This window comes from Saccharothrix luteola (assembly GCF_020859565.1).
GTDB lineage: Bacteria > Actinomycetota > Actinomycetes > Mycobacteriales > Pseudonocardiaceae > Actinosynnema > Actinosynnema luteola.
Window position 1 is genome coordinate 154,809 of the sequence record NZ_JAJHUO010000001.1, and the last position, 13,020, is coordinate 167,828.

Here is a 13,020-nt window from a genome sequence, read left to right on the forward strand (position 1 = left end):
GTCCCGGTTTCGTCGAGCCCGGGGACCAGCACCTCACCGCGATGGGTGCGCATGGCTGGTGAGCGCGGTGCTCTCAGGAAACGCGGCGTTTGATCCGCCACACGACGAGTGCGAGCAGGGCTGCCGCGAGGCCGACGAAGATGGCCGCCTCGATGAGTTGGAACACCCAGAAGCGATCGGCCGGGTGGTACAAAACCCATTGCTGGATACCGCGCTCGTGCAGGTACGCGCTGAAATCCACTCCGGCGGCCCGTGCCGCGACATCCATCTCCACGGCGTCGTAGACCGAGAGGTGACGGCCTGACGGATCCGCGTAGCCCGACGCGATGATCCAGTCGGCGCGATCACCTGTCGATATCCGGGAACCTCCGGCGTCGAGAGTCACATCGTCGGCGGCCACGCGTTCCATGATGCTCCGCGGCGCCTGGACGTTCGGACGCAACCAACCCGCCACGACGACGCGGACGGCGAGGTAGGCGCCGAGCGCGACCGCGAGCGCGGGCAGGCTGCGCCGCAGCAACACGCCCGCCGCCGTGGCGGCGGCGAACGCGAACAGCGCGTACCCCGCCGGAACGAGTCCTTCCAGGTCGAACGCGTCGGTCGTGAACCGGCTGTTGAGCGAGTCCAACGGCTGCCGGTACCAGGTGATCGACGCCGAGAGCGCGACGGCGAGCGTCGCGGTCAGCGCGCCCAGGGCACCCAGTTTGACCGCCAGCCAGCGCATCCTCGGCACCGCCTGGGTCCAGGCGAACTGCCAGGTGCCGGCTTCCAGTTCGCGGGCCACCAACGGCGCGCCGAGGAACGCGCCGATCAGGAACGGCACCAGGTTGAGCAGGGACAGCACCTTGGACGCGTACCCGTGCTCCTCGTTCAACCGCCTGATAGCGGTCGAGCACGCGTCGGACCCGTCGGTCAGCCCGCCCGCGCAGGCCGCGGCACCGTCGGGGAACAGGGAGCGCATCGACGACCCGGCCACGAGCAGGAAGAGGCCGATCGCCGCCACCAGCAGGGTCAGCGTGAACACTTCGGCGCGGTGTTGCCGCCAGGTCAGCCACGTCATGCCGGCACCCCTGAGACGGTCGGTGCCTCGATGTCGTGCCGGGTCGGGCGACGCAGGTAGGCCAGCACCAGCTCTTCCAGCCCGATCGGGTCGGCCTGCCAGCCGGGCGCGGTCGGCCCGCCGCCATCGCGCACCAGCAGCGTGGTGTGCCGGTCGCTGTGGGATGCCTCGACGACCGTGCCCGCCTTGTCGAGATCGGCGGTCGTGCGCGGACCGACGAGCAGCCGGTGCTCGGCCAACAGCGTCTCGATGTCGCCAGCGAGCGTGACCCGGCTGTGGTTGAGCACGATCAGGTGGTCGCAGACGCGCTCCAACTCGGGCACGACGTGGGACGAGAACAGGACGGTCATGCCGTCGGCGGCGACCGCGCCCATCAGTGCCTGGAGGAATTCGAGTCGGGCGACGGGGTCGAGGCTGGCCATCGGCTCGTCCAGGACGAGCAGGTCCGGCCGCTTGGCCAACGCCAATGCCAGTGCCACCTGGGCTTGTTGGCCACCGGAGAGGGCACCGGCCTTGCGGTCCAGCGGAATGTCCAGTTGCGCCAGCCGCCGTTCGGCGAGGCCCTGGTCGAAGCGCAGGTTGCAGGAGCGGCCCATGTGGAGCAGGTCCGCGACGGTGAAGTGCTTGTAGAGCGGGTGCTCCTGGGCGAGGAACCCGATGCGGGACAGCACCTGCGGGGTATTGGCGGCCGGGGACTGGCCGAGCACCTCCACGGTGCCGGACGTCGGCGCGATCAACCCCACCACCAGGCGCAGCAGCGTGCTCTTGCCCGCACCGTTGGGGCCGACCAGAGCGATCACCCGGCCGGTCGGCACGGACAGGGTGCAGTCGCGCAGCGCCCACGTCCGACGGTAGCGCTTGCCCAAACCGTCGGTTCGGAGCGCGTACTCGGTTGTTGTCATGCGATGTTCTCATTCTTCGCTCGGTTGACGACAGCAGTGAAGAGCGCGTTGACCGCCTGCTCGTCAAGTCCGGCGGCGCGGGCCCGGTTCAACCAGGTCTCCAGACCGCGTCGCAACGAGGTGTACGTCGCGGCGGACATCCCCGCCGTCGGCGCCTCGTTGACGAACGTGCCCTGCCCGGGGCGACCGGTGACGAGATCCTCCTGCTCCAACTGCCGGTACGCCTTGGCGACCGTGTTCGGGTTGATCGCCAAGGTCTCGGCCACCTCGCGGATCAACGGCAGTCGGTCACCTTGCCGCAGGAAGCCCAGCAGGACGGCTTGACGCACCTGCTGGACGAGTTGGAGATAGGGCGGCACACCCGAGCGGGTGTCGATCCGGAAGACGAACATGAACCCTCCCACTGCTTTACTAGTGACATAGTAAAGCAGTAAAGATCACCCGTCGGCAAGCAGGCGCGTCGAGTGCGGCAGGGGGATCCGAGCCCACCGTCGGGCCCGTCGGTGCTGCTGCGCAGCGAGCCGGCGAAGGACGCCGAACTGCTCGTGCTGCGGCACGAGAACGCGGTCCTGCGGCGGCAACTCGCAGGTCCGGTGCGCTACGAGCCCTCAGACCGGTCCTGGTTCGCGGCCTCGTCCGGATTGGTGGATCGTCGCCGTTGGCGAGAGGTCTTCCCTGTGCCGCCGGGCACCCTGCTCGCCTGGCACCGCAGACTCATTGTCCGAAAGTGGGACTACAGCGCCCGGCGACGCGTCGGACGTGCACCGACCCGGCCGGCGATCAAGTCGCTCGTACTGCGGCTGGCCAGGGAGAACACGCGGTCGGGTCATCGGCGGATCCAAGGCGAACCGGCCGGGTCCGGCTACGGGATCGCCGCCCTAACGGTCTGGCAGATCCCGCACAACGCGGGCATCGACCCGGCGCCCCGCCGTACCGGTCCGGCCTGGCGGGAGGTCCTCACCACGCAGGCCGAGAGCATCATCGCGGCGGACCTCGTCCACCTCGACACCCTGCTCGGCAGGCACCTGTGCGTACTGACGTTCATCGAACACGGCACCCGGCGGCTGCACATCACCGGCGTCACCGCCCACCGGACACAGGAGTGGGCGACCCAGCAAGGCCAGGAACCTCGCCGTCGACCTCGGCACGCGCCGGGAACCCCTGTGCCTGCACGTGATCACAAGCGCGCCGCAGGCACCGCGGATGAACGCCCACGTCTGGACCAGCGAGCAACACCGCATCGACGCCTTAGCGGTCTGGAAGGTGCACTACAACTACCATCGCCCCCACACCGCCGCCGGAAACCGACCACCAGCCACACGACTCCACACCGGCGTCACCAACGTCCTGGCCTCGTACAACTAGTCGGTGATCTCGTAGGGGCGGCCGCTGCACGTCATCGCCTGGATGTAACCGCTGTTGGTGTTGGTGTCGACGGTACCGTCGGTTGGGCACACGTGTGCTCGCAGCAGGCACCACGAACCGGCCTGTTCGTTGATCATCAGCAGGAGGTCGGTATTCGTGGTTTCCACGGCGACGGTGGCCCGATAGTGCCTTTTCTGCCCGCTCTTCCCGTCGGAGCGGTTTTCGCCTGGGTAGTACTTCAGGCCGCGCAACGTCACCGTCAGCGTGTTCTTCGATATCACCGGTGGAATGGCCCTCACCGGGTCATCCCGGATGTCGGTGCACAGCAACGATGCGTACGCCTCCGAGTCACCGTCGCGCAACGCCTCAACGACACCGTCGGCCACCTCGCGCGCGGTCCTGTCGGACCAGTCCAGCAGCGCGACCACGAGCCCGCAGACGACGATTCCCGCCGTAGCAAGGTGCCACCACCGGAACCGGCCGCGGCCTGGGGACATGTCGTCGGGTATCGCTTCCACCGTCACAGCAGACCAGGTTGGGGTGGCAGGGGTAAGCAGCTGTCCGGTTGATGACACACGAAGACGCGCCGTCGGGTGGAATCTGGAGCACGTCCTGGACCACCCCTGCTGGACGGGATCCGCCTCCCGCCCAGCGCCGACCTCGCGGCGGTCACCGTCGCCCCAGGCGCCCGGGGTTCAGTCGCCGACGTGGCGGCGGTGGCCCAGCGGCCACCGCCGGCCGACACCGGTCGTGGTCGTCACGGCTTCCCTTCTGACAGCTTCGTCATCTCGGCACCCGACGACCCCGCAGGCTCGAGCACCGGCACCGGCCCACCGGTTTTCCGCCACCGGACACCAGCCCCCGCGATCAGCAGCGCGAGCACACCGGCGGCGGCCGGGATCAGGAAACCGGACGTGCCGCCGTAGTGGGTGACGAGCATTCCGCCGACCGCCGCGCCGACGGCCATGCCGACCACCACGCCGGCGTCCGCGAGAGCCATGCCCTCGTTCATCCACTCGTCGGGACGCGACCGCTGAACTGTTGGCACGCACGGACGCGTCGCGTCAGGACGCACCGCCCCGGACAACGTCACAACCGGCCCAGGCAGTCGGCGACCTGTGCGGCCTGATCAGCAAGTCTACGATCTTCCGACACCTGTGTCGGCGTCCACTTGCCGTTGGACGAGCGCCTGAGTCGTCCGGCGAGGCGGACGTATGGCGCAGCGCCCGGTCTTCGGTCGTTCAGCCCCGACCTCGAGGTCGTGCATCGGACGGTGCCGGTCAGCCGGTGGCGCTCAGGCGGCGGTCTGGGCCTTGGTCGTGCCCGTCCGTGGTTACGACGCCGAGGCCCGCGTCCTCGGGCGTGTACGTGTCCCTGAACCCGAAGGCGCTGGGCGACGGGCCGTGCGCGCGCAAGTGCTGCAGCCGCTCGACCGCCTCCTCGACGGTGGGCACGTGGCCGGCCGGGATCCACCACATCACCTGGAACGCCGCCTTCGGCAGCTCGAACCACTCGGCGCGGCGCCGGAGCACGTCCAGGTGGCCGCTGCGGTAGACGTAGTCCCACAGGCTGTCGCGACTCTCCCAGACCGACATGTTCACGATGACGTCCGCGCCGAGGGTGGTCCGGATCGCGGTGGCGTCATTGCTCTCGTCGCCGACCAGTCGCCACACGAACCCGGGCGACCGGTCGGCGACGTCGTTCAAGGTGTCCAGCATCGACGTGAAGCCGTGCGTGCGCGGGTCGTCCAGAGGGTGTCTCAAGGTGCCCACGTTGAGCTGGGCGAGGTGGTGTCCGGCCATGCCACCCACCTCACCACCCCCACCCTTCTATGTCAATCATCATTACTTTTAGAAGTCTCGACGGTGACGCAGCACATCCCGGGCTGCGGATCCATACGGGCCCGCAGCCCTTCGGCGCCCTCGAGGAGACCTTCCACCAGCGCCAGGTTCATGCCGCAGATCAGCGCGGGATACCGCTCCGAGAGGACGTGGAACGGGCAGTTGACCAGGCGAAGGACGGCACCGTCCGCGTCCGTGCGCGGCTCGTAGCCACGCACGGACAGAACGGCCCGCGCCGCGTCGAGGTCCTCGATCGGTCCGGCGGCGGCCCGCGCGGCCCGTCCTTCCCGCACGGCGGCGGCCCGCAGCTCGACATCCAGCCGGGCATCGTCCGCCACCGCGGCCAGCAGGTCGGCGGCGGTGCGGTAGTCCCGGGCGGGGAGCGAGACGTGGTGTTCGGCGCCGGACCGGCGGTAGAGCTTGGCCGGCCGCCCGGCACCCGGGCCCGAACGCCCGGTGAGTCGCCGGCTCTCGGTGACGAGCAGCCCGGCGTCGACGAGCTTGTCGAGGTGGAACGCGGCGAGCGTGCGGCCGATCCCGGCGCCCTCGGCCGCCTCGTTCCGGCTCACCTCGTGGTCCTGGGCGACCACGTACTCGTACAGCTGACGCCGCACGGGGTCCTGCAGCACGACGATCGCCTCGATGTCCTCCATCCCACCATTCTAAGAACAACGCAGGCTTCCGTTAGAAACCCGGCGCCCGGCCTGCGGCAGACGCGGATGTCGGTGGCGAGATCGGCACCGGTCAGGAGGGAACGCGCCGGCTGAAGAGCAGGTACTCGCCGGTCATCGGGCGCAGCGCCAGGATCAGGGCCGTCGCCGCCGCGGCTGCGACCACGACGGGAACCCCGACGAAGACCGCAGCCGTGCTCGGCGGCTCGCCGGCATCGGGTGCCACCACCGCCAAGGCGTGGAACAGGTAGCCCGCGCAGACCCACAGCTCCAGCGCGGCACCGGTGATCAGCGCGCCTCGCCCGCCACCGACCGCGAGCCGCACCCCGCCAGTGATCAACAGCACCGCCGCCACGACCTGGGTGACGACCACCGACCACGCGAGGAGCGCGAACCAGCCCGTCCCGGCAGGCTCGGACAGCACCACACCGGCGAGCACGCTGCCGACGAGCGTCGCGATCCCGACGAGCACACCCAGGATTGCGGCGCAGGTCGCCGACCCCGGCCGCAGCCCCGCCTCGTCCAGTAACGCGTCCAGCCCGGTCATGGCGCTCCTCCGGCTTGCTCGCTTCACCCTCCCTATCGTCGAGTTCTCCCCGGCCGTTGCGCTGGTCGGCATGACCGTGCGGTGGTTCTCCATGGTGGTGACGTTGGTGTGTCGCAGCAGGTGTGGGCGCAGATGGACCCGGCCCAGCATCGGTGACTCGCCGGTGACCCCACCTGCGCCCGCCCGAGCGCGAACGGCGTCAACTCCCGCTCCGAACGCCGTGCGGATGTCCCGTCACGATCGTGGTGGCGCCGGTGCAGGATGAGTGCTGCCTCGCAGTGGTCACGGGCGGTGTCGTACTCGCCGACGCCGGCGGCGTACCAGCCCACCGAGTTCAGCGCCACGGCTTCCCGCCCGGGCAGGCCCAAGGCGCGGTACAGGTCCAGGGCCCGCCTGGCGTGCGCCGGCGCCTGCCGGTTGTCACCACCCGACTCCCGACTGGTCGCCGGCTCGTGGTGGGTCAGTGCCTGTTGCGTGAGGTCGTTGCCATCCTCGGCCAGAGCGAGAGCGCGGTGCAGGTGGCCCAGCGCCTCCTCGTGGCGACCTAACCCGGCACAGGCGAAGCCGACACCCCGGTGGGCCCGCACGGTGGAGAGCGGATCGGGCAGATCGGCGGCGGCGGTCAGCGCGGCTTGCCACGCGGTGAGGTCGCCCGAGAAGTCTCCGCGCTGGTAGTGGAAGGTTCTCAGCACCTGGGCCAGGTGCGACACCGCCCGGCGACGGCCGAGAGCGGCGGCGCTCTGCTCCGCAGAAACACGGATGGGCCGGTTCGAGCGGGTCCCGCTCCTGATCGGCAGCACCCGCCACGAGGCGGTCCCCCCTGGCCGTTCGCGTACGCGACTGCGGCCCCGCTGAGCGGCTTCCCCACCCCCGAGACGGCGACCTACGCCTTGGGCTCGGCCTGGCTGGGATCCAGCGCCGCTCGATGATCCTGAAGACCCGTGGCAGCACGACGTGGGCGGGCATCATCCGAGCGGAGACCATTGTGGACGTTTGGTGGCCTGCGCGACCCGGTCGCGGCGGAGACGCCACTGTGTATGCCTTCACGGGCCTTCCGACGCCCCCCGATCGGGGGGCGTTGTCCAGCCACCCGGCCACCTGGTCCAGCCGGTCCGCCGGTGCCGCGGGGCGTGCCCCGTGGCCGAGGATTGGAGAACCGGTCCACGGCCGCATCACGCGCGCCCCGGATCGGGTCCCCGACCACGACCCGAGAAGACGGAGTTGTTCCACCGTGCGCACCCCGATCGACCGCGCCGCCTGGCGAACCCTGGTGGGCTACGTCAGGCCACAGCGGCGAACCGTCCTCTTCGGAGGGATGCTCGTCCTGCTGGGCGGTCTCGCCGCCGCCGCACAGCCACTGGCGGCCAAGGGGCTGGTGGACCGGCTCGGCTCGGGTGGCGGGATCACCGGTCTGCTGGCGCTGCTGGTCGGCTTGGCGCTGGCCGGTGCCGCGCTCGCGGTGGCGGGTGACTACCTGCTCGAACGCGCCGCCGAGTCGGTGGTGCTGGTCGCCCGGAAGCGACTGGCCCGGCGCCTGCTGTCGGTGCGCGTGCCCGCGGTGCAGCGCGCCGAGCCGGGTGATCTGCTGTCGCGGTTCACCGGCGACACGACATTGCTGCGAGAGGTGTGCACGCACGCCCTCGTCGCGCTGGTCACCGGCTCGGTCACGACCACCGTCATGGTCGTGATGATGGGTGTGATGGACCTCGTGCTGCTGGGGGTCACGCTGGTCGTGCTGCTGGTGGTGGGGCTCCTCGCCCTGGCTGGGTTGCCGATGATCGAGAAGGCGTCCCACGCCGCCCAGACCGCAGTCGGTGAGACGAGTGCGCGGCTTGAGCGCGTGCTCGGCGCCTTCCGCACCGTGAAGGCGGCCGGGGCCGAGGGCAGGGAGGTCGCCGTGATCGAACGCGGCATCGAGGACGCGTGGCGCGCCGGCCTCCGTTCCGCGCGGTGGGAATCGTTGGTGCACGGCGCCAACGGCCTCGCGGTCCAGGTGGCGTTCCTCGCCGTGCTCGGCATCGGTGGCGCCCGGGTCGCGACCGGGGCGGTCCCGCTGTCCACGATGGTGGCGTTCCTGCTGTTCCTGTTCTACCTGCACGAGCCGATCGGGCAACTGCTGGAGGCCGGCAGCAAGCTGCAGGTCGGGCTCGCCGCGGTGCGCAGGCTGGACGAGGTGGACCGGATGCCGGTCGAGTCCGCCGGCACCGGTGGCGCCGAGGTCGACGGGCGGTGCGCGGCTCGCCTGACCTTCTCCGACGTCCGGTTCCGGTACGGGCCGGACCGGCCGGAAGTCCTGCGCGGCGTGAGCGTCGACGTGCCGGCGGTGGGCATCACGGCCATCGTCGGTCCGTCCGGTGCGGGCAAGTCCACGCTGTTCGCGCTGGTCGAGAGGTTCCACGAACCCGACTCCGGCCGCATCCTGCTGGACGGGCTCGACCTGGCGGACTGGGACCTGGCCGAGCTGCGGGCGGGCATCGGCTACGTCGAACAGGACGCGCCGCTGCTGTCCGGGTCGTTGCGCGAGAACCTCGTCTACAGCCGCCCGCGAGCGACCGAGGAGGAGGTCCGCGACGTGGTGGCGCAGACCCGGCTGGACGCGCTCGTCGAGCGGCTGCCCGACGGTCTGGACACCCCGGTCGGGCACCGCGGCACCTTCCTGTCCGGCGGCGAGCGGCAACGGGTCGCGCTCGCCCGCGCGCTGCTCGCCCGTCCGCGCTTGCTGCTGCTCGACGAGATCACCTCGCAGCTGGACGCCGCGAACGAGGTGGCGATCAGGGACGTGGTCAGCGCCGCAGCGAAGACGATGACCGTGCTCGTGGTGGCGCACCGGCTGTCGACGGTGGCGCGGGCGGACCGGATCGTGGTGGTGGACGACGGGACCGTGCGGGCCACCGGCACCCACGACGAACTCGTCCTGGCCGACCCGTTGTACGCGGGGTTCGCCGCCACTCAACTGCTCACCGGCGAATCCGGCGGATGAGCACACGCTCACCCGGGTTCTGTCCTGGCAGAGGTGACCGGCAGGCGCAGCCGCAGCCGGAAGCCGCCGTCCGGTGTGGGACCGGTGTGCAGCGTTCCGCCGAGCAGCGCGGCCCGTTCCCGGAGTCCGACGAGTCCGTGCCGGGCGCTGGGCAGGGCAAGGTGGGGTCGGGTGGGCGGGGTGTTGGTGACGGTGACGGTCAGCTCGTCGTCGTCGTGGCTGATCTCGATGGTGGCGCTCGCGCCGGGGGCGTGCTTGCGCACGTTGGTCAGCGCTTCCTGGATGGTCCGGTAGATGGCGCGCTGCGCCGGCGGCTCCAGGTCCTCGGGGGCGTTGCCGACCAGGTGCGCGTCGATCGCGCTGTTGTCGACGAGCCGGTGCAGATCGGTCAGCGTGGGCTGCGGGGTCAGTTCGGTCGCCGGGGTGCCGGAGGCGCGCAGCAGGTTCACCATGTGGCGCAGCTCGTCGAGGGTGTTCACCGAGAGCTGCCGCACGTTCTCGGCGGCCACCTTCGCGTTCGGGTCGGTGGTGCTGACCTTCAGCGCTCCCGCTTGCACCGCGATCAGGCTCACCTGGTGGGACACGACGTCGTGCATCTCACGGGCGAGCTGGTTGCGTTCCCCGGCCAGGATCGCCTCGGCGTCGAGCCGGCGCTCGTGCTCCCGCGCCTCCTCGACCTCCACCAACCGCAGCGCCAGCTCGCGCCGGGACCGCAGGAACTGGCCGAGGAGGATCGGCGCCAGCGCGGTCATCACGGCGTAGACGACGCCGAGCAGCGTGTAGGAGTCCCAGATCGAGGGAGCGAAGTCCGACATCGGGAAGACCAACGCGGTCGCGGCGACGAGGCCGCAGCCGACGAGCAGCCACCAGTCGCGGTAGCGGCTGGAGACCACGTAGAGGGCGACCAGCGCGGGGACGATCGTGCCGGGGAACAGCACGGCCGGCAGCGTCACGAGGAAGACCGGCAGCGGGAGGCGTTCGCGCGCGAGCAGGGCGAGCAGGGCGATCGCGATCGGGACGACCACGTGCGGGTCGGCCTCGCTGATCGTGGTCAACGCCCCCTCGACCACGGCGACCGCGAGCACCGCGGCATCGACGAGCCGGCCGGACCGCCCAGGGCTCACCCCTGTTCCCCGTTGCCGCTCAGCAGGCCGGCTCGCTGTGCCACCAGCGCCGCCTGCACCCTGCTGCCCACGCGCAGCTTGCCGAGGATGGCGCTCACGTGGTCCTTCACCGTGCCGACGCTGACGTGGATGCGTGCCCCGATCTCGGCGTTGGACAGCCCTCCACCGATCAGCACGAGCACCTCGCGTTCGCGCTCGGTGAGCAGGTCGACCTGTTCGGCGGCCGGCGAGCCCGCCCCGGAACCGAGGTAGCCGTCGACGACGGTCCGGGTGACCTTGGGGGAGAGCACCACGCCACCGGCGGCGAGCGTGCGGACCATCTGGGCGAGCTGCTCGGGTCCGGTGTCCTTGAGGATGAACCCGGCCGCGCCGCTCCGCAGCGCCGTGGCGATGTACTCGTCGGAGTCGAACGTCGTCAGCATCGCCACGACCGGTGGCGGCTTGAGGCGCTGCAGTTGACGCAGGATGGTGAGCCCGTCCACGTCCGGCATCCGGATGTCGAGCAGCACGACGTCGGGTTTGAGCAGGCTCGCCTCGCGCACCGCCTGCGCACCGGTCGGCGTCGCGACGACCTCGATGTCCCCGGCCGCTTGGAGGATGAGGCGGAACCCCGTCCGCACCAGCTCCTCGTCGTCCACGACGACCACCCGGATCATGTCCCCGCTCCTTTGTGGATCCCGCACGCCGCCATTGTCACGGAGCCCGGCTCCGGCCCGCCATCCGGGGAACCGGCAGGTCGTCCCCGCCGATTGGCGGGCCGGGGCCGGCCGGTCGGCGGGTGCGCCGGGTCTCACCGGATGTGCCGCGCCGGCGTGGTGGCGAGGTGGAGCAGCTGCTCCAGCGGTCCGCGGCGGAAGAAGCGGGACCAGGTCCAGGCGAAGACCGCGGCCCCGAGGACGAACAGGAGCACCGGCAGCCAGGAGTCCTGGGTCTCGGTCCCGGCGGGCACCGCCACCAGGGAGGACACCACGAAATGGCCGACGTAGGCGGTCAGGGACATGGTGCCCACGGCGATGACCGGTGCGGCCAGGCGCCGCAGCCACCGCACGCGGTCGACCGCCACCGTCGCGCACACGACCACCGTGATCGCGACTCCCACGCAGCCGACGACATCCAATGTCATCCCGCTGTGCGGCCCCGCCGTCACCAGCGCCCAAGCCGACCCGATCTCGTCGGGTGGCGCCATGTCGCCGAAGGACTTCGGCCCCGGGTCGTGCGCCGAGCCGGCCTGCACCTCCGTGACCGCCCGGACGCCGTCGACCAACCGGGACAAGAGCCAGGCGGTGCCGTAGGCGAGCACGACGAGCGCGGGACCGACCACGGCCAGCCGCCGCCGCACGGTGCCGGAAGCCAGGTCCAGGCGGCCCAGCGCCATGCCGGCCACGACGAAGGCCATCCAGGTGATCGCCGGGTAGAAGCCGGTGAGCAGGAGGTCCAGCAGTCCCACGCCGCCGAGGCGGTCGAGCGGGTCGTAGGCCTTGAGCGCGGCGGTGACCGGCTCGGTGAGCAGCGACCGCAAGAGGAACGCCAACGGCGGCATGGTGACCGCGAGCACGCCCGCGACGACCGCGAGCGTGCGAGCACGCAGCCGTACCAGCGGCAGGGCCAACAGGAAGTAGAGGCCGTAGAAGGCGAGGATCACCACGCCCCCGTACACCACCGCCATCACCGTACCCAGCGCCAGCAGGATCGCGGCCCGGATCGCGATCCGGGCCTTCGCCTGCCGGCCCGCCACACCGGTCTTCGGTTCGAGGCGGCCGGCGATCAGCATCAACGAGAACCCGGCGAGGGTGGCGAACAGGGCCGACGAGCGCCCTTCCGCCAGGCCCCGCACCCAGGCGCCGACACCCTCCGCGGCGGTCGCCGACGGGCCGAGGTGCACGACGTACATCCCGAACACGGCCAACGCGCGAGCCAGATCGACTCCCACCAAGCGCCCAACCGTGGAAGCGTGCACTGCCGCCGTCCCGGACCGGGGAGTCGACGTCTCGGGCGCAGCCGAGATGTCCTGTTGCGGTCGCATCAGATTCACGCTGCCACTGTCGCGGCACGGTCGGGCTGTGAGCGATCCGTCAGGTTTCGGTGCCACCCCCGCCGGTCGGCGGAACTTCACCCCCGAATGACGCCGCGGGCATGGATCGGGATACTGCCGCGCACCTCACTGCCACCCGCTCCCGATGTGGCGAGGAGGCCTGGTGATCGCGTTCAGCTGTACCGGCGTTCGAAGTCGGCGAAGGCGGCCTCGTGGTTCCACTGGGGGGCGGCTTTGGGATTGCCGTCGAGGAAGGCGTGGTCCAGGGAGGTGCGGGCGAGGGTTTTCAAAGTCGCGGTAGGACAGGCGGTAGTCGGTGGTGGCGCGGGTGTACTCGCGGGTGAGGTCGGTGCGGGAGATGCCCTCGTCGTCGGTGGCCAGGGTGATCGGCACGTCGAAGGTCCGGTAGGTCGGGAAGGGGTGTTCCGGGCCGGACACCTGGAGGATCTGTTCGTTGCTGGTCAGCGGGCTTTCCACCATGACGTGCCGCTCGCGCAT

General features: G+C 70.8%; 14 protein-coding genes and 1 pseudogene. 2 read left to right on the top strand and 13 right to left on the bottom strand.

What is annotated here, in order from left to right:
- Positions 1-73: 73 nt before the first annotated feature.
- The 3 genes from LNK82_RS00575 to LNK82_RS00585 are packed head-to-tail and all read right to left on the bottom strand — an operon-like array spanning position 74 to position 2,354.
- Positions 74-1,003: an ABC-2 membrane transporter-related protein gene (locus tag LNK82_RS00575; protein ID WP_230564879.1), complete on the bottom strand. Its 930-nt coding sequence runs from the start codon at positions 1,001-1,003 to the stop codon at positions 74-76.
- Positions 1,004-1,056: 53 nt separating this feature from the next.
- A complete protein-coding gene (locus tag LNK82_RS00580) occupies positions 1,057-1,962 on the bottom strand; it encodes an ABC transporter ATP-binding protein (protein WP_230564880.1) in 906 nt (301 codons plus the stop codon).
- On the bottom strand, positions 1,959-2,354 hold the full coding sequence (locus tag LNK82_RS00585) for a GntR family transcriptional regulator (RefSeq protein ID WP_230564881.1): 396 nt from the start codon (positions 2,352-2,354) through the stop codon (positions 1,959-1,961). Before LNK82_RS00585 ends, LNK82_RS00580 begins: the two co-directional genes overlap by 4 nt.
- An 817-nt stretch (positions 2,355-3,171) precedes the next feature.
- Between LNK82_RS00585 and LNK82_RS00590 the strand changes: the two are divergent.
- Positions 3,172-3,327 (top strand): annotated as a pseudogene (locus LNK82_RS00590) (integrase core domain-containing protein); the annotation flags it as partial.
- On the opposite strand, the gene LNK82_RS00595 reads toward LNK82_RS00590, so the two are convergent.
- The 6 genes from LNK82_RS00595 to LNK82_RS00620 all read right to left on the bottom strand — a co-directional run bounded on the left by LNK82_RS00595 (position 3,324) and on the right by LNK82_RS00620 (position 7,186).
- Positions 3,324-3,851 carry a hypothetical protein gene (locus LNK82_RS00595; RefSeq protein WP_230564882.1) on the bottom strand — a complete coding sequence of 176 codons (528 nt, stop codon included), beginning with the start codon at positions 3,849-3,851 and terminating at the stop codon, positions 3,324-3,326. The pseudogene LNK82_RS00590 and the gene LNK82_RS00595 overlap by 4 nt on opposite strands.
- 233 nt (positions 3,852-4,084) lie before the next feature.
- Entirely contained in the window at positions 4,085-4,327 is a 243-nt protein-coding gene (locus tag LNK82_RS00600) for a hypothetical protein (protein ID WP_230564883.1), read from the bottom strand.
- 280 nt (positions 4,328-4,607) lie between these two features.
- Entirely contained in the window at positions 4,608-5,129 is a 522-nt protein-coding gene (locus LNK82_RS00605; protein ID WP_230564884.1) for a DUF3291 domain-containing protein, read from the bottom strand.
- Positions 5,130-5,161: 32 nt separating this feature from the next.
- Entirely contained in the window at positions 5,162-5,821 is a 660-nt protein-coding gene (locus LNK82_RS00610) for a helix-turn-helix transcriptional regulator (RefSeq protein ID WP_230564885.1), read from the bottom strand.
- 91 nt (positions 5,822-5,912) lie between these two features.
- Positions 5,913-6,386, bottom strand: a complete 474-nt coding sequence (locus LNK82_RS00615) for a hypothetical protein (RefSeq protein ID WP_230564886.1) — start codon at positions 6,384-6,386, stop codon at positions 5,913-5,915.
- Between the two features lie 32 nt (positions 6,387-6,418).
- The gene (locus tag LNK82_RS00620; RefSeq protein ID WP_230564887.1) at positions 6,419-7,186 is read right to left on the bottom strand and encodes a tetratricopeptide repeat protein; all 768 of its coding nucleotides are present in this window, start codon (positions 7,184-7,186) and stop codon (positions 6,419-6,421) included.
- A 431-nt stretch (positions 7,187-7,617) separates the two neighbouring features.
- On the opposite strand from LNK82_RS00620, the gene LNK82_RS00625 reads away from it, so the two are divergent.
- Positions 7,618-9,366 carry an ABC transporter ATP-binding protein gene (locus LNK82_RS00625; RefSeq protein ID WP_230564888.1) on the top strand — a complete coding sequence of 583 codons (1,749 nt, stop codon included), beginning with the start codon at positions 7,618-7,620 and terminating at the stop codon, positions 9,364-9,366.
- 8 nt (positions 9,367-9,374) lie between these two features.
- Here the strand turns inward: LNK82_RS00625 and LNK82_RS00630 are convergent, their stop codons facing one another.
- From LNK82_RS00630 to LNK82_RS00645, 4 genes are all read right to left on the bottom strand, one after another.
- Entirely contained in the window at positions 9,375-10,490 is a 1,116-nt protein-coding gene (locus LNK82_RS00630; RefSeq protein ID WP_230564889.1) for a sensor histidine kinase, read from the bottom strand.
- A complete protein-coding gene (locus tag LNK82_RS00635) occupies positions 10,487-11,146 on the bottom strand; it encodes a response regulator (protein WP_230564890.1) in 660 nt (219 codons plus the stop codon). Before LNK82_RS00635 ends, LNK82_RS00630 begins: the two co-directional genes overlap by 4 nt.
- Positions 11,147-11,280: 134 nt before the next feature.
- Entirely contained in the window at positions 11,281-12,420 is a 1,140-nt protein-coding gene (locus tag LNK82_RS00640; RefSeq protein WP_230565129.1) for a DUF418 domain-containing protein, read from the bottom strand.
- Between the two features lie 228 nt (positions 12,421-12,648).
- Positions 12,649-13,020, bottom strand: a complete 372-nt coding sequence (locus tag LNK82_RS00645) for an amidohydrolase family protein (protein ID WP_230564891.1) — start codon at positions 13,018-13,020, stop codon at positions 12,649-12,651.

What these genes read in the sequence shown, in the direction of transcription:
- LNK82_RS00635 (WP_230564890.1), bottom strand. Translation starts at nt 11,146, where the DNA reads ATGATCCGGGTGGTCGTCGTGGACGACGAGGAGCTGGTGCGGACGGGG.
- LNK82_RS00645 (WP_230564891.1), bottom strand. Translation starts at nt 13,020, where the DNA reads ATGCGCGAGCGGCACGTCATGGTGGAAAGCCCGCTGACCAGCAACGAA.
- LNK82_RS00585 (WP_230564881.1), bottom strand. Translation starts at nt 2,354, where the DNA reads ATGTTCGTCTTCCGGATCGACACCCGCTCGGGTGTGCCGCCCTATCTC.
- LNK82_RS00600 (WP_230564883.1), bottom strand. Translation starts at nt 4,327, where the DNA reads ATGGCTCTCGCGGACGCCGGCGTGGTGGTCGGCATGGCCGTCGGCGCG.
- LNK82_RS00615 (WP_230564886.1), bottom strand. Translation starts at nt 6,386, where the DNA reads ATGACCGGGCTGGACGCGTTACTGGACGAGGCGGGGCTGCGGCCGGGG.
- LNK82_RS00580 (WP_230564880.1), bottom strand. Translation starts at nt 1,962, where the DNA reads ATGACAACAACCGAGTACGCGCTCCGAACCGACGGTTTGGGCAAGCGC.
- LNK82_RS00605 (WP_230564884.1), bottom strand. Translation starts at nt 5,129, where the DNA reads ATGGCCGGACACCACCTCGCCCAGCTCAACGTGGGCACCTTGAGACAC.
- LNK82_RS00610 (WP_230564885.1), bottom strand. Translation starts at nt 5,821, where the DNA reads ATGGAGGACATCGAGGCGATCGTCGTGCTGCAGGACCCCGTGCGGCGT.